The organism is uncultured Ruminococcus sp., from assembly GCF_937915125.1.
In the GTDB taxonomy this organism is placed as follows: domain Bacteria; phylum Bacillota; class Clostridia; order Oscillospirales; family Ruminococcaceae; genus Ruminococcus_C.
This window is the reverse complement of sequence record NZ_CALDMP010000033.1, coordinates 1-19161: the sequence shown is the minus strand read 5'-3', so window position 1 is coordinate 19161 and position 19161 is coordinate 1. Positions and strand designations below refer to the sequence as shown.

At 50.8% G+C, this 19161-nt stretch carries 19 protein-coding genes; 7 read left to right on the top strand and 12 right to left on the bottom strand.

Annotated features, from left to right (window positions below; all coding sequences use genetic code 11):
* Positions 1-8: 8 nt before the first annotated feature.
* A complete protein-coding gene (locus tag Q0418_RS03420) occupies positions 9-893 on the bottom strand; it encodes an NAD(P)H-hydrate dehydratase (RefSeq protein ID WP_298482237.1) in 885 nt (294 codons plus the stop codon).
* Positions 894-1390: 497 nt separating this feature from the next.
* On the opposite strand from Q0418_RS03420, the gene Q0418_RS03415 reads away from it, so the two are divergent.
* Positions 1391-2188 (top strand): class B sortase, encoded by a 798-nt coding sequence (locus tag Q0418_RS03415; RefSeq protein WP_298482235.1) that lies wholly within the window; start codon positions 1391-1393, stop codon positions 2186-2188.
* 89 nt (positions 2189-2277) lie between these two features.
* On the opposite strand, the gene Q0418_RS03410 is transcribed toward Q0418_RS03415, so the two are convergent.
* The 3 genes from Q0418_RS03410 to Q0418_RS03400 form a co-directional block, all read right to left on the bottom strand.
* Positions 2278-3627: a GH25 family lysozyme gene (locus tag Q0418_RS03410; RefSeq protein ID WP_298482234.1), complete on the bottom strand. Its 1350-nt coding sequence runs from the start codon at positions 3625-3627 to the stop codon at positions 2278-2280.
* Between the two features lie 89 nt (positions 3628-3716).
* Positions 3717-3995, bottom strand: coding sequence for a DUF1294 domain-containing protein (locus Q0418_RS03405; protein WP_298482233.1), 279 nt, complete (start codon positions 3993-3995; stop codon positions 3717-3719).
* A 13-nt stretch (positions 3996-4008) separates the two neighbouring features.
* Positions 4009-4515: a DUF6106 family protein gene (locus Q0418_RS03400; RefSeq protein WP_298482231.1), complete on the bottom strand. Its 507-nt coding sequence runs from the start codon at positions 4513-4515 to the stop codon at positions 4009-4011.
* A gap of 490 nt (positions 4516-5005) precedes the next feature.
* Here Q0418_RS03400 and pheS point away from each other — a divergent pair, with 490 nt between their 5' ends.
* From pheS to Q0418_RS03385, 3 genes are read left to right on the top strand one after another with little or no spacing between them, the layout of a single operon-like run.
* Positions 5006-6025 carry a phenylalanine--tRNA ligase subunit alpha gene (pheS, locus tag Q0418_RS03395; protein WP_298482228.1) on the top strand — a complete coding sequence of 340 codons (1020 nt, stop codon included), beginning with the start codon at positions 5006-5008 and terminating at the stop codon, positions 6023-6025.
* Between the two features lie 21 nt (positions 6026-6046).
* Positions 6047-8443 (top strand): phenylalanine--tRNA ligase subunit beta, encoded by a 2397-nt coding sequence (gene pheT, locus Q0418_RS03390; RefSeq protein WP_298482227.1) that lies wholly within the window; start codon positions 6047-6049, stop codon positions 8441-8443.
* Between the two features lie 15 nt (positions 8444-8458).
* On the top strand, positions 8459-8758 hold the full coding sequence (locus Q0418_RS03385) for a hypothetical protein (RefSeq protein WP_298482225.1): 300 nt from the start codon (positions 8459-8461) through the stop codon (positions 8756-8758).
* Between the two features lie 193 nt (positions 8759-8951).
* On the opposite strand, the gene Q0418_RS03380 is transcribed toward Q0418_RS03385, so the two are convergent.
* The 3 genes from Q0418_RS03380 to Q0418_RS03370 all read right to left on the bottom strand — a co-directional run bounded on the left by Q0418_RS03380 (position 8952) and on the right by Q0418_RS03370 (position 13406).
* Entirely contained in the window at positions 8952-9224 is a 273-nt protein-coding gene (locus tag Q0418_RS03380) for a hypothetical protein (protein WP_298482223.1), read from the bottom strand.
* Between the two features lie 96 nt (positions 9225-9320).
* On the bottom strand, positions 9321-10832 hold the full coding sequence (gene abc-f, locus Q0418_RS03375; RefSeq protein WP_298482221.1) for a ribosomal protection-like ABC-F family protein: 1512 nt from the start codon (positions 10830-10832) through the stop codon (positions 9321-9323).
* 387 nt (positions 10833-11219) lie between these two features.
* A complete protein-coding gene (locus tag Q0418_RS03370) occupies positions 11220-13406 on the bottom strand; it encodes a tetratricopeptide repeat protein (RefSeq protein ID WP_298482219.1) in 2187 nt (728 codons plus the stop codon).
* A 413-nt stretch (positions 13407-13819) separates the two neighbouring features.
* On the opposite strand from Q0418_RS03370, the gene Q0418_RS03365 reads away from it, so the two are divergent.
* Complete coding sequence (locus Q0418_RS03365; protein ID WP_298482216.1) at positions 13820-14368, top strand: NADH peroxidase; 549 nt, start codon at positions 13820-13822, stop codon at positions 14366-14368.
* A 164-nt stretch (positions 14369-14532) separates the two neighbouring features.
* Here Q0418_RS03365 and Q0418_RS03360 read toward each other — a convergent pair whose 3' ends face one another.
* From Q0418_RS03360 to Q0418_RS03350, 3 genes are all read right to left on the bottom strand, one after another.
* Positions 14533-16035, bottom strand: coding sequence for a lipopolysaccharide biosynthesis protein (locus Q0418_RS03360; RefSeq protein WP_298482215.1), 1503 nt, complete (start codon positions 16033-16035; stop codon positions 14533-14535).
* Positions 16036-16224: 189 nt separating this feature from the next.
* Positions 16225-16590 (bottom strand): GIY-YIG nuclease family protein, encoded by a 366-nt coding sequence (locus Q0418_RS03355; protein WP_298482213.1) that lies wholly within the window; start codon positions 16588-16590, stop codon positions 16225-16227.
* Between the two features lie 18 nt (positions 16591-16608).
* On the bottom strand, positions 16609-17124 hold the full coding sequence (locus Q0418_RS03350) for a hypothetical protein (protein ID WP_298482210.1): 516 nt from the start codon (positions 17122-17124) through the stop codon (positions 16609-16611).
* Between the two features lie 95 nt (positions 17125-17219).
* On the opposite strand from Q0418_RS03350, the gene Q0418_RS03345 reads away from it, so the two are divergent.
* The gene (locus tag Q0418_RS03345; protein WP_298482208.1) at positions 17220-17651 is read left to right on the top strand and encodes a hypothetical protein; all 432 of its coding nucleotides are present in this window, start codon (positions 17220-17222) and stop codon (positions 17649-17651) included.
* Positions 17652-17663: 12 nt separating this feature from the next.
* Positions 17664-17834 carry a hypothetical protein gene (locus Q0418_RS03340; protein WP_298482206.1) on the top strand — a complete coding sequence of 57 codons (171 nt, stop codon included), beginning with the start codon at positions 17664-17666 and terminating at the stop codon, positions 17832-17834.
* A 113-nt stretch (positions 17835-17947) separates the two neighbouring features.
* Here the strand turns inward: Q0418_RS03340 and Q0418_RS03335 are convergent, their stop codons facing one another.
* Together Q0418_RS03335 and Q0418_RS03330 are read right to left on the bottom strand one after the other, a co-directional pair.
* Positions 17948-18361 (bottom strand): Fur family transcriptional regulator, encoded by a 414-nt coding sequence (locus Q0418_RS03335; RefSeq protein WP_298482203.1) that lies wholly within the window; start codon positions 18359-18361, stop codon positions 17948-17950.
* A gap of 77 nt (positions 18362-18438) precedes the next feature.
* Positions 18439-18909, bottom strand: a complete 471-nt coding sequence (locus Q0418_RS03330; protein ID WP_295217768.1) for a peptidylprolyl isomerase — start codon at positions 18907-18909, stop codon at positions 18439-18441.
* Between the last annotated feature and the right edge of the window lie 252 nt (positions 18910-19161).

Genomic DNA, 19161 nt, shown 5'->3' with positions numbered 1-19161 from the left:
ATCAGATTTCACCTGTCCCGGGTCTGTTCCAGTTCCAGCAGCACCTTGGGCAGACATGCCAAAAGATCCCGGGGGAGCATTGCCTGTTCCGAACAAGTTCTTGCTGCCAGATCTCCTGCTGCACCGTGAAGATAGACACCGGCGCAGACGGCATCCCATGAAGGCAGACCTTGCGCAGCAAAGGCGGCGATCATTCCGGCGAGCACATCGCCGCTGCCGCCACGGCTCATGCCCGGATTTCCCGTGGGATTTTTCATCATGCGATCGCCCTGGGCAACCAGTGTCCCGGCACCTTTCAGTGCAAGCGTCACCGGATATTTCCGGACAAACTCTGCCGCCGTCTGCGCACGATTTGCCTGTATCTCTGCAATGGACAGTCCCGTCAGCCGTGCCATTTCTCCCGGATGCGGCGTCAGGATCCAATCTGTCCCCGTCCGTCTGCTTAAATCTATGCAGTCAGTCACACAGTTTAGACCATCTGCATCCAAAATCACGGGACACGCCGCCGATTCCAGTACCCAGCGCACCAGTTCCCGTGTCTCCTCCGTCACGCCCAGACCGCAGCCGATGAGTATCGCATCCGCTCGGCACAGATGGGGTTCCAGCTTTCCCTGGTTCACCGCATTGCGCAAAAAGCCGTCCTCGTCCGTCTCCAGAGAAAGCCACATTGCCTCCGGTTCCGCCGCCGCCAGCCGCATGGGATTTTCCGGTGCTGTGGCAACGGTCACTAGTCCTGCGCCGCTGCGCAGCGCTGCCCGGGTGGAGAGGGCACATGCACCGGGCATATTCCGACTCCCCGTGATACACAAAAGCCGCCCGAAATCACCCTTTTGGGCATCCCGTCTGCGTCGGGGAAGCATTGCGCATACGTTATTCCATGTCAGTTCCTGCATAGTGTCTACTCCTTTCATTTGTAATTCAGATTTGCTATGATTATAGCATAAAATTTGTGGAAATGCAAATTATCGAAAATCAACTTGGGTAACACCGCACAAAGAGCGCCTGCCGGCTTTGCACGTCATATGCTTGCATCTTTTCCGTCATATTTCACAAAAATGCTCGTGAATACACAAAGTATTCACTGCGCTTTTTGTTTCATCTGACGAAAAATCTGACGGCGCATCTGACGCACAATCTTTGTGCGGTATTGCCCTTGTTTTTGTTCAGATCACCCCTCCACCATTGCTGCGCAATGTTCCCCCTCCCCTTTCAGGGGAGGCAAATCATGCATCCTTGAAAGAGAACTATGATTGAAGCGGGATAATTCCTTTAAAAATTGATCTGCATGACAAACAAGAAAAAATACTTGACAAGACCGCAAAAAAAAGATATACTGAAAAGAGAATTTTCACTTCGGCATTGGTCGAGTCAAGTATCGGGGGAATCAGAAATGGCAATTCATCATATCAAGCGATTGGAAAAAGTACTGATCGGCATTGGCATCGCACTGCTGGCAGTCATCATTGTGTGTCTCATATTGTTCAGCCGTGCAGACAAGGTATCCGCACCGGATGCCATTCCCGTGCTCACTACAACGACAACTACCACTACAACCACTACCGTAACCACCACTACCACTGTATCCTATGATTACACCATGCAGATCGACATGGAAAAGGTAAAGCAGCATCACGATGTCAATCCCGATGTTGTGGGCTGGGTCTATGTCAACGATACACCTATTGACTATCCCGTCGTGCAGGGTGATGATAACGCCTATTATATCGACAAAGACTGGCAGGGAAACTACAGCTATGCCGGCAGTATTTTCGAGGATTTCCGGGGTGAGATCGGCAAAACTGAAAATACCCTTCTCTACGGACACAACATGGGCAACGGTTCCATGTTCCATAGCGTAAAAAGCTTTAAAGACGAAGCATGGGGAAGAGAACACATCTATTTTGAAGTTGCTTCTCTGGACAAACGCTACCTCTATCGGATCGTGGCAAGTTCCGTGCTGAACGGCGAGGATGGTGCGGCATTTGATTACTGGAACCGCATTGATCTGAATAAAGATGAGTTCACAAAGTACATTGAGGAGATACGCTCCACCGCCCTGGTCTGGTATGCACCGGAAGATGACATTCCCACATACGGCGATCACATGATCGCACTCCAGACGTGTAATTCCGGTGCCGATGACGGCATACGCTGTATCCTGTTCGGACAGTGCCTGGGCGAATACTGATCCTGCAATTGAGAAATACATACACAAAAACGGTATCCTGCAAATTCAACTCGCAGGATACCGTTTTTTGATCATTCAAGGGATTCCCATCAGAATCCGTTCAGGTGATTTCTCGTCATAATGTTTGGGTAGCAGCGGTAGCTGTAATCCAGATCCACATTACCGGAGATACCGCTGACGCTGCCCGTACTAGAATACTGCCACATGCCATACTTTGTTTTGGAATAGGACGGCGTGCTGACGCCGAAGTGCGCCACCCAGATGTCGTATTTCTCCAGAACAGACTGGTATACCTTATCGTTCAGAAAGCTGGCGTAGCTGTACAGACTGATATAATAGCCCTTTTCTTCCATGGTTTCGCAGAACGCTGAAATAATCGCAGAAACCTGCTCCTTGGTCATGCTGACATGGACGGATGCCTCAATGTCAAAAACAAGGGGATATTCAAACTGATAGCCCTCGATCACCTGGGCAAAGACCTCAGCCTCCTGCTTGGCATCTGCCACTGTTTCGGCATAGCTGAACCAATAGGCACCGCAGGCAATGCCGGCATTTTTCGCATTACGCATGTTCTGGTCAAAATAGGGATCTTCCTGACTGGCGTATTTGCCATAGCCTGCACGAATCAGCGCAAAGTCAACGCCGTCCGCCCGAACTGCCTCCCAGTCCACATTTCCCTGATACTTGGAAACATCAATGCCGTCATACCGGTCTTTCTGCGCCCATGCGCCCTGCAAAGAAGCTGTTGTTGTGACAGCAGCCGTAGTTGTCACTGCTGCAGTTGTTGTGGTAGCAACAGAAATCGCAGTTGTCGCAGCAGTTGTAGCTGTTTCCACAGAAACAGATGAAGTATCAGTTGTTTCAGCAGTTACCGATGCGGTTGTTTCCGTTGCCGAAGCACTCGCAGAAACGATGGGCTCCGTGGTATCTGGTGCCGTCACTGAGACCGTTGTCTCCGCCTCTGTGGATTGGATTGTCAGCATCAATGTCGTTGTCGTAACAGGGGCAACGGTAGTTTCTTCCAGTGCAGCAGTTGTCTCCGAAGCCACAGTCGTTGTCACAGTCTGTTCAGCGGTGTCCCATCGTGCGAGAAACGCCTGGGCATCCTCCGGCAGAACGCATGTAACACTGTACTGCGCGTACCATTTTAAAAAACAATATGCATCGCCTGTATCAATTTTGCCGGAATTGTCCACATCCAGCAGAATCTGATATTTCAAAGAAAGCGGATTCCCATTTCCTACACTGGTGCTGGCATATGTCTGTAGTGTAATTTGAGCAAGCTGAAAAAAATCATCGTGGGCTGTGCTGCAAAGTATTTCTTCCAGAGAAGTGACTTCGCCGGCAGACACAGCCATGCCGCCTAAGGGAAGAGACGCAGTGCATAATGCAGCGGCTGTCAGAATGCCTGCCAGTTTCCTGTGAATTGGATTCGCCATAAGTAAAACCTCCTGAAATGTACCATATATAGGGTACATTGCTGCATCGGTGTTCGTCGTGCGTTATGTGTATATCAAAGGTGAAAAGATCAATATCTTGCGAGAAATACCAGTCCAATAATCTGAAGCAAGGCAATCAGCGGAAAACCATACCGGAAATACCAGTGGCGTGTCTTATGGTGAAAGCACCACATGCCCAGCGTGCCGCCGATACCGCCGCCTAGCAGCGTCACCAGAAACAGTGTCTTTTCCGGAATGCGCCACGCCTGCCGTCTGGCACGCCTTTTGTCCACGCCCATGAGACAGAATGCAATGACGCTCATAAAGAGCAGAAAGCCCAGGACGATACGAAGTCCAATTTGTTCCATTGTCCTTCGCCCCTTAGTGTCCGAAGCGCAACTGTCTCGGCAGCGCTTCCTGCAATACAGCGATCACAGCCTCATTGGGAGAAAAGATGATGCGGGTGGGGCCATAGTCATCTGTGTCCAGATCGGCATAATATTCCCCTTCCCCGGTATTGTCGGAACAGAGCACCAGCGTCCGTGTCTCATCGTCCGGCACGTCATCCGTCATTTCGCCGAAGGCTTCAAACTTGGAGACATCCACGGTGATCAGATGCACACGCTTGCGCCGTGCCACGATCTTGTCCACATCCATTTCTCCGTTGGTCACTGCATATTCATATTCTACCGACTGGCTGGACAGCAGAAAATAAGCACCATAGATCAGCCCACAGGTGATCAGCAGAATAAACGGAATCCCAGTGAGGAACACAGCGGCAATTGTTACTGCACAAAGCAGCACCGCCAGAAGAATGATCCCCAGTCTTTTTGTTTTATCCCGCTTATCCGGCTGTTTTTTTACCATATATTCTGCAAAATTGTCCATGAAACAAGACTCCTTTCACCTAATCTATTTCTATTCTACCATACATATTGTAAAATTTCAAGAAAAAAATTTCAAAATGACTTGATTTTTTCAACAAAATGCGGTATAATGTTCTGGAAACACGGTGAAGAAGCGAGTAGGTGTGCAAACTCCGGCACAGAGAACGGGTCATTGGCTGAGAGCCCGTCCGGCAGAACATGCTGAAGTTCCCTTCTGAGTGGCCGGGCAGAACTGCTGATTTCGGGCAATATCGTGCAAAGCCGTTAGGCGGTCTTTGGGCGGTGTTGCCTTAGGCAAAGTAGGTTCGGATGTAGTGTCCGCATTAAGGACAGAAGAGTGATGGCTCTTTGAAAATGGGTGGTTTTTACAAGCAAGTCAGTCTTGTCCTGTTTTCAGGACGAGATTTTTTTATTGCCGCAAGCTATTGCGGTACCCCTCGGAAGAGCCGAATACCGCAGGTATGCAGCCTGCGAAAGAAAGGAACGGTATCATGAAAGAACAACTCGAAGCGATCCGCACTGCCGCAAAACAGGCACTGTCAGACTGTGCGGATTCCAAGGTACTGGAGACCCTGCGTGTGCAGTATCTTGGCAAAAAAGGCGAACTGACAGCCATTCTCAAGCAGATGGGAAAGCTGTCCGCCGAAGAGCGTCCTGCCATGGGACAGCTGGCAAACCAGGTACGTGCCGATATTGAACAGGCACTGGCAGAAAAGCAACAGAAGCTGTCCGAAGCCATGCTGGCGCACAAGCTGGCGGCAGAGACCATAGACATCACCCTGCCGGGCAAAACGCAGAAGGTGGGCAGTATGCACCCTCTGACCATTGTGGAAAACGAGATCCGGGAGATCTTCCTTGGCATGGGCTTTTCCGTGGCTGACGGCCCGGAAGTGGAATATGATTACTACAATTTCGAAGCCCTGAACCTGCCGCCGGATCACCCGGCACGGGATACCCAGGACACCTTTTATATTACAGACAACATCCTGCTGCGCACCCAGACTTCTTCCGTACAGGTACACGTTATGGAAAATCAGAAGCCGCCCATTCGTGTCATTTCGCCGGGTCGTGTATATCGTTCCGACGCTGTGGACGCCACCCACTCTCCGCTGTTCCATCAGATCGAGGGACTCGTAGTGGACAAGGGGATCACCATGGCTGACCTGAAAGGCACGCTGGAACTGCTCATGCAGCGTCTCTACGGCGAGGACTGCAAGATCCGTCTCCGTCCCCACCACTTCCCCTTCACTGAACCCAGCGCAGAGGTTGACGTCATGTGCTTCCAATGCCATGGTGCAGGCTGCCGCATGTGCAAGGGCGAGGGATACATCGAACTCCTGGGCGCAGGCATGGTGCACCCGAAGGTACTGGAGGGCTGCGGCATTGACAGCAGCGTATACTCCGGCTTTGCATTCGGTCTGGGTCTGGAGCGTATCGCTATGCGCCGGTACAATATCGGCGATATGCGTCTGCTGTATGAGAACGACTATCGGTTCCTGGAACAGTTCTAAGCGGAAGGAGGAGCAAATCAAATGAATTTATCTATGAAATGGCTTGCCGATTATGTGGACTGCGGTGTTTCCGTCAAGGATTTCTGCGCCGGTATGACCATGAGCGGCTCCAAAGTTGAAACCTATGAGGCTGAGGGTGAAGCTGTCAAGAACGTGGTTGTGGGCAGACTGGTCTCCATTACCCCACACGAAAACTCCGACCACTTGCAGGTGTGCCAGGTTGACGTTGGTGGCGAAGCCCCCATCCAGATCGTTACCGGTGCCCAGAATATTGTAGAAGGTGCACTGGTGCCTGTTGCCATGATCGGTGCCGATCTGCCCGGCGGCGTACACATCAAAAAGGGCAAGCTCCGGGGCGTGGAGAGCAATGGTATGCTCTGCTCTCTGGGCGAACTGGGTCTAACAAAGCATGATTTCCCCTATGCCATCGAGGACGGCATTTTCCTCATCGAAGAAGACTGCAAGCCGGGACAGGATATTCACGAAGCCATCGGTCTGAATGATACCTCTGTGGAATTCGAGATCACCTCCAACCGCCCGGACTGCCTGTCCGTTGTGGGTCTGGCAAGAGAGGCTGCTGTCACATTCGGCAAGCCGCTGAATGTGAAAGAACCGGTATTCCACGGTACATCGGAAAAGCTCAGCGATACGATCTCCGTTTCCGTAGAGAATCCGACGCTGTGTCCACGTTATATTGCCGGTATGGTAAAGAACGTCAAGATCGGTCCCTCTCCCCGCTGGATGCGGGAACGGCTCCGTGCCAGCGGCGTACGCCCCATCAATAACCTGGTGGACATCACCAACTATGTCATGCTGGAATATGGTCAGCCCATGCATGCTTTTGACCTGCGCTATGTGGGTGGCGGCAAGATCGTTGTCCGCAATGCCAAGGACGGCGAAACCATCACAACACTGGATGGTCAGGAGCGCAAGCTTTCTCCGGAAATGCTGGTCATTGCCGATGCTGAAAAGCCCATTGCTGTGGCAGGCGTTATGGGCGGCGAATACAGCGGTATCATGGACGACACCACTACCGTTGTATTTGAATCCGCATACTTCGAGCCGGTACAGGTACGCCGTACCGCCAAGAAACTGGGCATGCGTACCGATGCTTCTGCACGCTATGAAAAGGGACTCGACCCGGACGGCTGTCTGCGGACGCTGCACCGTGCAATGGAACTGGTAGAACAGCTGGGTGCCGGTGAACCGGTAGCTGATTCCATTGAAGTGGACAACCGGAGCAATACACCCGTACAGATTCCCTTTGACCCGGATTGGATCAATGGTTTCCTGGGCACGGAAATTTCCCGTGAGGACATGGTAAAGACGCTGGAAGCGTTGGAGATCCACGTAGACGGCGACACCTGCACTTCTCCCAGCTTCCGTATCGACCTGGAGCGCCCGGCAGACATTGCCGAGGAAGTGGCACGAATCTACGGCTACAACAACATTCCGTCTACCGTTGTCCGCGGCGTGGCTGAGGCACAGCTGACACCCCAGCAGCAGTTCCTGCGCAAGGCAGAACAGACCATGGTGGGACTGGGCTATTACGGCACACTGACCTATTCATTCACATCCCCCAAGTGCTTCGACCGCATTGGTCTCCCGGCAGACAGCAAGCTGCGCCAGACCATTACCATTACCAATCCCCTGGGCGAGGACACCAGCATTATGCGCACGACCACACTGCCCTGTATGCTGGATGTACTGGCAACCAACTACAAGAACCGCAATGCGGCAGTCTCCCTCTATGAGATGGGCAAGGAATACCTCCCCACAGGATCGGACACCCTGCCGGAAGAGCCGAACCGCCTGACCATCGGCATGTACGGCGGCGATGCGGATTTCTTCGAGCTGAAAGGCGCAGTAGATGCCCTGCTGAAAGAACTGAATCTCCCCAGATGCAATTACGTCCGTCCCTCCGAGGCTGAGGGTGTTTTCGAGGAATGCTGTGCGCTCCATCCCGGCAGAAGCGCTGTGATATTCTGCGGCGAAACGGCAATCGGTTACTTGGGTGAACTGCATCCCACTGTACAGAAAACCTATGGCATCGGCGCAAGAACCTATGTGGCAAAGCTGCTCATTCAGGAGATGTCCGGACTGGCAGAAGCAGAGGTGACCTACAAGCCCCTGCCGAAATTCCCGGCGATCACCCGTGACCTAAGCCTGCTGTGTGACGAAACACTGCCGGTAGGCACGATGGAACAGACCATTGAACAAGCTGCCGGAAAGCTGCTGGAACAGGTGACCCTGTTCGACGTATACCAGGGCGACCAGATCGCCGCCGGCAAGAAGAGCGTATCCTTCTCTCTGCGGCTGCGTTCTCACGAGGGCACGCTGACAGACGAACAGGCAGATGCCGCTATGAAGCGTGTACTGAAAGCTCTGGCTGGCATCGGCGCTTCTCTGCGGGAATAAACGGAGGTAGCTGTCATGAAGCTGAAAAAAGAAGCAGCAGAACAGCCGAAACCAAAAAAGGAAAAGAAAGAACGTACCCCGAAGGAAGCCACCGCATTGATGCTGGGCATCATTGCTCTGGTACTTGCCATTCTGGCAGTCGGTGCACTGATGTACGTGTCCATTCTTGTCGCTGCGATCCTGGGCGGATGCGCCGTACTCGGCGGATTTGCCAGCCTCATGGTGGGAAAGGGCGGCATTCTCCCGGCAATCGTAGGTGCAGGCGGCGGATTTCTGACCGTACTTTCTGCAATCATCACCATGCGGTTACAATGATATCAATGAGGAGTGACAGCATAAATTCCATTTTCAATTTATCGCCGCAGGCGATACCTTCACCCGAATCCCTAACTCCTCATTCCATATAAAAACAAAAAGCGCAGAGTTCTGAAGCGGTTCTCTGCGCTTTTGTATTTTCAGACACAAAAAAGGACACAGGCGGCAATCGTTTGTGTCCTTTTTATATTCATTACATATTGCTCTGAATGATGTCCATGAAACCGCTTCCGGCAAGGATGATCGCATTGACGATCCACATTATGATACCTACGACAATACCAATAATGCCCAGTACCAGACCAGCTGTCTGCTTGCCGCCAGTGGTGCCTTCCTTCTTTGCCATCATTGCCAGTACAATAGCAACAATACCGCAGATAATGCCGGCAATAGGAATGCAGATACCAATCAGAGAGATGATACCCAGCACCAGCGCCGCAGTTGCTTTTCCGCTAGATTGGTTCATTGTATGTTCACCCCGGTTGTAAAGATTTCTCCCGTGAAATACGGATAGATTTAATAAAATTATATCATATCTTTTTCCTGTTGTCAAGGTGGATTTTTATGTTTTGCACTTATCTTCCTCCGTTGCAGTGATCTCCACGCATCGTGCAGCGATACGTTCCGTAAACATAGCATCATGCTCCACAAACAACAGCGTTGGCTTCGCCTGCAACAGCAGTTGTTCCAGCTGTATCCGGGAAAAGACATCCAGAAAGCCCAGCGGTTCATCCCAGACGAACACATGGGCAGGGGTACAGAGACTGCCTGCCAGAAGCACTTTTTTCTTCTGTCCCATACTGAGGAAATCCATATCCGTTTCCAGCTGCCACCGTTCAAACCCAAGCTTACGCAGAATGGTTTTCAGCAGAGATTGATCGGCGCCCAGGGTTTCGGCATATGCAGCAATAGACCCCTTTAAGTGGGAAGGATCCTGTCCGGCGTAGGAAATTTGCAGACCGCTCTGGCGGTATACGTCACCGGTATGAGGTACTTCCTCACCGCAGATGAGCCGCAGCAGACTGGATTTTCCGCAGCCGTTGGCGCCGCACAGTGCCAGCTGTTCTCCCGGTTCCAGTGTCAGCTGTACCGGATGACAGACCGGATGGGACGGGTCATATGTGATCTGCACCTGATGCAAGCCCACAAGCCATGTGCCACGGCAGGGCAGCTGGGGCAGTTTCAGAGCATCCATAGTTTCCACATCGTGGAGCAATGCCGCCTTTTGTTCCATTGCAGCTTCCTGCCGTGCCGCAATGGACTTGGAACGGCGCATCATTTTTTCCGCCTTGTGTCCGATATGTCCCTTATCCGGTCTCAAACCGCCGATACGTGTGCCATTTTTGGTCTGTTCCACTTTATCCGACCAGTTTGCCGTGCGGCGTGATGCCTCTGCCAGGCGGTCGATCTCCCGGCGGAGCTTCTGGTTTTCCTCCAGTTCCCGTGCCTGTTTTTGTTCCATGGTCTCCCACCATGTGGAAAAGTTTCCCTTTTGCAGTGTCATACTGCTGCGGTTCAGTCCCAGCATATGATCCACGCAGCCGTCCAGCAGAGCACGGTCATGGGAAACCAGCAGGAACCCCTTCTGCCGTGCCAGAAACTCCGCCACCAGCTGCCGTGCCTGTCCGTCCAGATGACCTGTCGGTTCATCCAGCAGCAAAAAGCAATCCTCCTGCAAAAAGGATACTGCCAGCAGTGCCCGTGTCTGTTCGCCGCCGGATAATGTCTCGAAAGGACGGTACAGCATTTCCTCAGTGATCCCCAATCTGGTGCATTCCCGCTGTATCTGCCAGCCCGGGATGCCGGCAGCGCATTCCTCCAGTACATCCCACGTCAGCCAGGCAGGATCTGTCACCTGCGGCGGAAACCGGCGGATGATACAATCGCTGCGAATGCTCCCGGTATAGGACAGTTCGCCGCACATAAGCCGCAGCAGGGTAGTTTTCCCCCTCCCATTCCGTCCCGTAAGCCCCAGCTTCCAGCGGGTGTCGATTTGCAGAGAAATATGGTCAAACAAAGGTGTTTCCTGTCCCTCATAGGCAAAGGTTACATCTGAAATATGAATATAAGGCATAGTTCCTCCCTTCTGTGTCTGTGACACAAAAACAGACGCCACAGGAGAAATTCTCCCACAGCGTCTCAGAAGTTATGCGCAACACATCCGCCGGCAGACAAAAATCCGCCGGCGTTTCTTTCTGAGTGACAGTCTATGGGTCGTTTCTGCAAGCAGCGCAAGACTGACGGCAAGGCATACCTCGCCCGTCTTATGAATTGTACAAATGTTTCATACATGCTTAGCAAAAACAATCCCGCATTGGACTATCGCTCCTTTCGTTTCTGTTCGTTTTTATTATATCACTGCGTGTGCAGCTTGTCAAGGGTGGCGTTTCTTATTTCACGGAAATAACGGAAATATGAGACATTCCATGTAGGGATAATGTGTCTTATCCACAATGTGATATTATTCTTCAAACGTCTCATCCGGCTCGTCTCCGTAGTCCTCTTCAAATTCCTCAAAGAAGAACTCCGACAGCAGTTCCTTGGCATCATCGTTACCTCTCGCCGCCGCCAGATGCAGCCAGTACCGTGCTTCGTCCTCATCTTCATCCACACCAGTACCGTTCAGATAGCAATACCCCATCATATACTGGGCACCATCATGCCCATGCTCGGCAGCACGCTCGAACCAGTCCACCGCCTCTTCGTCATCCTCGCTGTCATCGCCCACATAATAGCAGACGCCGATCATATACTGGGCGTTTTCATTGTCCTGCGCCGCCTTCCGGAACCATTCCAGCGCCGTCTCTTTGTCCTCTTCCACGTCGAAATAATATGTACCAATGGCACACTGGGCATCGGAAAGCCCCTGGTCTGCGGCACGCTCGAACCAATCCAGCGCCGTGTCGATATCCTCGTCCACACCGTCACCGTCCTGATAGCATGTCCCCAGTGCAAACTGTGCATAGGGATTGTTCTGCTTTGCAGACAGCTCCAGCCAGTAGACTGCCTCTTCCAGATCTACCTCCACGCCGCCGCCAAAACGATAGCAGCTGGCCAGCTGGAACTGTGCCTCACTGTCCCCGGCTTCTGCCGCTTCCTGGAACAGCTTCACTGCATATGCCGGGTCTGCTTTGACACCGTTCCCGTCCATATAGCAGATACCCAGCTGACATTTTGACGGAATGTCACCCTGTTCCACCGCTTTCCGGAACCAGTACACCGCCTGGCTGTCCTCTTCCTCCGAGGTCACTTCCTGGTAGAACAGGCACATTCCCAGGGCATACTGGGCATCCCGATAATCCTGCTTCGCCGCCCGTTCCAGCCACTGTTGAGCAAGCTTTTCGTTTTGTTCCACGCCTCTGCCGAAATGATAGCATGTCCCCAGCAGATACTGGGCAATGGGCACATCCTGCTCTGCAGATTTCTGATACCAGTGCACGGCAGACTTCTCGTCAATCTCCGTGCCAAGACCGTTGAAATAACAGTCTCCCAGATTATACTGCGCCGCACCGTTGCCGCCCTCTGCCGCCTTCTGGAAATAAGAGAATGCTTCTTTCTGATCCTGTTCCACGCCGTTTCCATCCATATAACATCGGCCCACCATATTCACCGCTTCCAGACTGCCCATTTCTGCCGCCTGGCGGTACAGCTCTAACGCATGGGCAGCGTCCTCTTCCACGCCGGCACCGGACATATAGCAGATACCAAGCTGCAACATGGCCTCCTCATTGCCCTGAGATGCAGAGCGTTCCAACCATTCTACCGCTTTTTTCTCGTCCGGTTCCATGTTTTCCCCGTTCATCAGAAGCATTCCCACTGCAAACTGCGCCTCTGGCGAACCTTTTTCTGCGCCGAGGGACAGCCAGTGAAATGCCTGGGAGAAATCCATCTCCACGCCGACGCCCTGATAATAGCAGTCGCCCAGATGATATAGCGCAGAAGGCAGCATTGCATCCGCCGCCTGTTTCAGCCATTTGATTCCCTGTTCCGCCTGTACTTCGGTACCAGTACCGTAGAGGCAGCACATGCCGGCAAAATCCTGGGCTTCGGGTATCCCTGCTTCGGCAGCGCGGGCGATCCAGGAAAATCCCTCTTCCCGATTGGAATCCATTCCCACACCGAAATAATAACAGCGTCCCGTTTCAAACTGTGCATGGGCATCGCCGCTCTCCGCTGCCGCCTGAAGCAGGAGCAGCCCACGATGCAGGGTTTCTTTCTCCTCACTGTGGTTGATGAGATACAGTCCCAAGACAAATTCCGCCTCATGGTCATGCTGTCTTACAGCACGCTCCAGCCACATGAGACCGGTATCCTCTTCCTGCTCCAGAAGTTCCTCTTTTCCCTGCAAATAGTACATGCCAAGCAAAAACTGGGCTTCATGATAGCCCTGTTCTGCGGACTGTTTCAGCAATTCCATAGACTGCACCGGATTTTCCGCCGTGCCCGTCCCGTCACGCAGACACATTGCTGTCATGAACTGGGCATTGGCATAGCCGTTGTCCGCCATACGCCGGAACCAGCTGTAGCCCGTTTTCTGCGCATCTGCATCGCCGTTTTCCACCAGATCCAGATAATGATTATAATTTTCCGGATTCATCACATAGGAATCCTCACTTTTCCGAAGTCGTTCAAAGAATCTTTTTTTCATATCAAGCTCCCCCTTTCTGCTCCGTCATTTTTGCATCGTGATACTTATTATAATGCAAAACCGACACGCTGTCAAGTATAGGATGCGGATTTCCACGAAAAGCAATTTTTCTTGTTTGTGCGGTGTTGCCTTTGGTATCATGAACGTGTTTCAATGCAGGAGAAAACTGCGTTTGCACATGGTAGCATCCCAGAAAGTCAGCAAGCGAGCGTAGTTTGCCCCAACTTTTTTTGCTCCTTTGTATTTTAAAAAAGTATCTAACTCGAATGTGAATTTTTTATTATAGGTTGAGAATCAGTATTGACAAGTGCTTTTTCATATGCTATAATACAATCAGACAAGATCTGAAGCACTTTACTGTGCAAAACGGATCTGTTCAAATTAAAAAAAGATAATTTCTGGAGGTAGTTCATATGAAAAAGTTTGTATGTTCTGTATGTGGTTATGTATTCGAAGGCGAAGCAGCACCGGCAGCATGTCCGCTGTGCGGCGCTCCGGCAGAAAAGTTCACAGAGCAGAAAGAGGACAGCATGCAGTGGGCTGACCAGCACGTGGTTGGCGTAGCACAGGGCGTTGACGAAGAGATCGTACAGGGTCTGCGTGAAAATTTCAACGGCGAGTGCTCTGAGGTCGGCATGTACCTGGCAATGGCACGTGTTGCATTCCGTGAGGGCTATCCGGAAATCGGCATGTACTGGGAAAAGGCTGCATATGAAGAAGCTGAGCACGCTGCAAAGTTTGCAGAACTGCTGGGCGAAGTGGTTACCGACTCCACAAAGAAGAATCTGGAAATGCGTGTTGCAGCTGAGAACGGCGCATGCGCCGGCAAGAAGGCACTTGCTGCAAAGGCAAAGCAGCTGAACCTGGATGCGATCCACGACACTGTTCACGAAATGGCAAAGGACGAGGCTCGTCACGGCTGTGCATTCGAAGGCTTCCTGAAGCGTTACTTCAACGACTAATCTGCATTATACAATCACATAAAAAATATAAAAAGGACTTCCCTACACCAATGGGAAGTCCTTTCGTTGTTTGAGTTCTAAACAATTCTGAGTTAGAGGAAATAGAAAAGGGATTGCTGCATGGAAAACAACAATCCCTTTTTTACGCCGCAAATTGACGCTTCTTATTCTTTTTCGTTGTCCACAGAATCATCATCTGCTTCCACTTCTGCGGTAGCTGTCAGTGTATTTCTCCGATAGGATACCATAAAAGCACGTACCACAGCAAACACAAGGTAAATCACAAAGATAACAGCCTCTACTACAAGGAGCGGACGAATCATATTGGAAATAGCACCGGAAATCGCATTGGAAACACTGCCGCTTGCCGGAACCAGAACGCTGTAGGAATTTGCATAAGAAGCGGTTTCAAAATACTCATCAGCAGTTTCATTGACAGAATTGATAAGCTGGTTGAGCTTATCGCCCAGTGCCGCCAGATCTGCTTCAACCTTTTCCTTATCCTTTGCATTTCCAAGGGATTTCTTTTTCAAGCTGTCCATCCGGCTTGTATAATCGTTGATCTGCTGCTGATAAGACGAAACACTTGCCTGTGCATCTGTTTTCTGCTGGATCAAATCATCATATGCCTCTGAAGGCTGCGTCAGGGGCGTGCCGGAAGAATTTTCCGAGCCTGCCATAATGACGATAGAATCCTTTTCATAGTTTGCAATGGAATCTGTAATAGAGGCAAGCTTTTCTTCAGCACTCTGCTTCGAACGTGTCAGCGTATCAATGCGATACTGATAATATGTCATCAGTGCGTCCTTGTCCTTTGTCACGTTCTTACCCAATACATAAGAGGACAGTGTTGCACAATCCACACTGCGCATTGTATTGATGGCTTCGTTCAGATCGGAGAAGCTGTAGCCTGTTATCGTAGAACGGAACCGTGTCTCGTCCTCAGTCGAAAGACGGTTTACATAGCCCTGGAGAGAACTCAGTGTGGATGAAAACAGATCCAGAGCCTGAGGATAATCATAGCCGGAATAATCTATTGCAGTCAGCGCATCGCCAAAGGCATCATTATAGCCATAGGTCTGCATGAAATAAGTCTTGTAATTGCTCAGAAGCGTATTCAGAAAATCCGCTGCCTGAGAACGGGACATATCTGTGTTCTGATATGTAAACTGCACCTCAAAGCGTGTGGGATAATAGGATACATCCATGATCTTCTTTGCGGCTTCAATGGAATTGGTTGCCTCGAAAATGCTCTGATATGCGGTCAGCTCGTCAATGGTTTCGCTGGGAACCACACCGGAAACCGTGATACCGCTCCGCACGATGTCTACATTCTCCACGGACATGCCCAGATCAGTGAGCGTCTGTTCGATGACAGACGGTGCTTTAATGGAATTTGCATCGAATTCATTTCCGTTGGGATCCAGTCCCTGTTCAATTCCCTGATAGCTGAAGCCCACCATTGCAGTCAGAGGTGTGGCATGGCTGGTTGTCACCGCCATAGATCCGCCAAACACCAGACCTGCTGCAACAACGGCAACAATGATCCAGAGCAGCGCATATTTTTTCAGCTGACGAAAAATATCAATGACCGGAATGGTAATGGTATCTTCTTCCTGTGCAACATTTTCAATTTCTTGTTTCTGGGTAGTTTTTTTTGTACTCATATTTTAGACACCTCAGTATAAAATCCTTTCTGTTTTGCTTGAAAAACTATTCTAACCATTTTATTATACCACATTGCGATTTTCTTGTAAACAGGATAATTCTGAAAAAATTGGCACACAAAAAGAAGAAAAAACAGCAATTTTCACAAGAAAGCAGCAGTTTTCGATATGAAGATAATTTCAAAACACCTATTCTCCTGCGTTTTCCGCCTTACTGCACACATCTTCCAGATATTGTTCCAGGGGTTTCACAGGAACGGGCGTATAACGATTAGCTGACAGCTGCGGCAGAAATTCCCGCCACTTTTCCGGAGCCGCTGCAAGCAGCAGCTTTTTCTCCCGGGTCAGCCGTTTACAGGCAATTTCAAATTGAGCTGCCGCTGTATGACCATCGGTTTCCCAGCTGCAAACCAGTGCTTTCGGCGGATGACTGCGTGTATATTTTGCGCCCCCGGGAAGTCTGCCGCAGTGCTGCCGCATACGCCGTTTCAGATCGGGTGTGATCCCGGTATAAAGCGAGCCATCCTGGCAGCGAAGCATGTAAATATAATACATAATCGCTCTTTCCTCGTTCTATTTTTTCTGATATTGCAAGTCCTCCAGCACAAAGCCACGCCGGGTCAGAGTATAAGTCACCCATACCACGGCAAAGGGCAGCAGATTTATCAGCGCCAGAATGCCGGCTTCGCCCCAGGAGAGGGTAGCTGCTGTTACATCGGCACTGAACAGGTTACACAGCTGCAAAAACGGTGCGTCCAGCAGCTTGTACCAGCGGTAGAATGTTCCAGGCAGAACACCGCCCCGTGCCAGAAGCAGACATATTCCCCAGATGACATAGGGCAGTGTCACTGCACCGCTCAGCAGAAACCGCCGTAGAACGGTGCCGTCAATTTTTTGATGCTGATCGGATTTAGCACGGTTCACTGCAAAATTGATGTACAGACAGACCAGTATGCCTATGGTGCAGATACAGCTGATGAGCCTTGCCAGACCGCCCCCAATGGCGGACAGTGTCAATGCCAGAAAGAGGCAGAGAATCTCTGTAAAAAAATATGTACCGATGGCTTTTGCAAAATTTTTAATTTCCATTTTTGACCTCCTGCGGAGAAAAGATACAACATTCTGTTCGCATATTCTGCACTCCTGCGGAAACAATAAAGGCGAAGAAAGGAGTGACCTTTGTCATGGAACAGCAGGAAAAACACGTGCTGAATGCATTTTACAAAAATGCCGCTGTAGGGCTGGATGCCACATGCTCCATTCTGGAAAAAGCTGCACAGCCGGAGCTGCGGGAGGAACTGTGCAAACAGCTTCGGTATTATCAGAACCAGAAGGATTCTGTCCGGAAACAGATGCAGGAAAACTGCATCCAACCCCAGGAACAGGGAGAACTGGCAAAGCTTTGTGCCAATCTCAGCATCCGCATGCGCTGTGCAGGGGGCGTCAGTTCCGGCGAAATCGCAAAGCTGATGCTCAAAGGCACCAACATGGGCGTCATACAGCTGACCGAAGTACTGCACCGCAGCCCGGAGATCTCCGATAGTCTGAAGCGGCAGGGAAAAGAAATTGTTCATCACGAAGAGGCGTACATGGAACGCCTAAAAGCCTATTTATAAAGGAGAAACACTATGAACGAAGAGGAAAAAAAGGCACGGCAGAACTACGAAGCAGAAATGAAGATCTACACGCCCCGCCGTGTGATCGCACAGACACAGGAACAGGCTGTTTCTGACCATGCACCGGTCCGGATCTATGAGCGGCCGTACCACCCGAACCAGCCCACTTCTCCCCTGGGATAAGTACACTTTCCAAAGGCAATACCGTCCAAAGCCGTCAAGCGCTCTTTGTGCGGTGTTGCCCAAAGACAAAACGGGTCGATCCTGAATCGTCCCGTTTCTTTTTGCAGCATCTATTATGCACTGTTCTTCTTTGCACAATCCGCACACAGCCCATAGAGCACAGTTTTGGTATGGTCAACTACAAAGCCATGATGTTCCAGAAGATGTCCCTCCAGCTGACTCAGATAGTCACAGCTCACATGAAAAAGCCTGCCGCACTGGGTGCATTTCAAATGGAAATGTTCCTGACATGCTTCGGGCAGCGCATCCAGGAACTGATAACATGCACCGCTTTTTCCATCCAGCACATATTTCCGCACCATGCCCTCTTCCACCAGTTGTTCCAGATTCCGATAAACTGTAGCCGTACCCACCGGCGTGCCACAGTCCTGCAAATGCCGGACGATCTCCACTACAGTGATATGCCGTCCCCCACAGCTGCGCAGAAACTCCAGAATATATTCCCGCTGCTTTGTTTTATAGCCCATGCAACTTCTTCCTCTCATGCCAAATCGCCGCAGTGACCTGTAGAACAGTGCACTGCGGCAAACAGCCTTGTCTTCATTTACTGAATGGTAACTTTCTTCATCACCTGGGGTTCCAGGGGCTTGTCGTTGTAATCGGTTTTCACAGAAGCGATCTCGTCTACAACTTCCATACCGGAAACTACCTTGCCGAAGGCTGCATACTGTCCGTCCAGATGGGGCGCATCCTCATGCATGATGAAGAACTGGGAACCAGCAGAATTGGGATTCATGGCACGCGCCATGGAAAGCACACCACGGGTATGCTTCAGGTCATTTTTCACGCCGTTGGCAGCAAATTCACCCTTGATGTTCCAGCCTGGACCGCCCATACCAGTACCCTCGGGACAGCCGCCCTGGATCATAAAGCCCGGGATCACCCGGTGGAAGATCAGCCCATCATAGAAGCCCTGGCGAACCAACTTTTCAAAATTCTCACAAGAAATCGGTGCAATTTCGGGATACAGCTCGATTTCGATCTTTTTTCCATTTTCCATTTCAATAACAACCATAATTGTTCTCCGTGTCATTCTGAATTTCCGGGAGCATATCACCGGATAATAGTATTTTAACATACTTCACGAAAAAAAGCAAGAGGAAATGATGGTGTGAAAACAGAAAGCATTTTATGCCATACAGCATAAAATAAAGGGCAGATACCATCCGCCCCCTAAGGCAACACCGCACAAAGAGCGCCTGACGGCTTTGCGCGTCATATGCTTGCATCTTTTCCGTCATATTTCACAAAAATGCTCGTGAATACA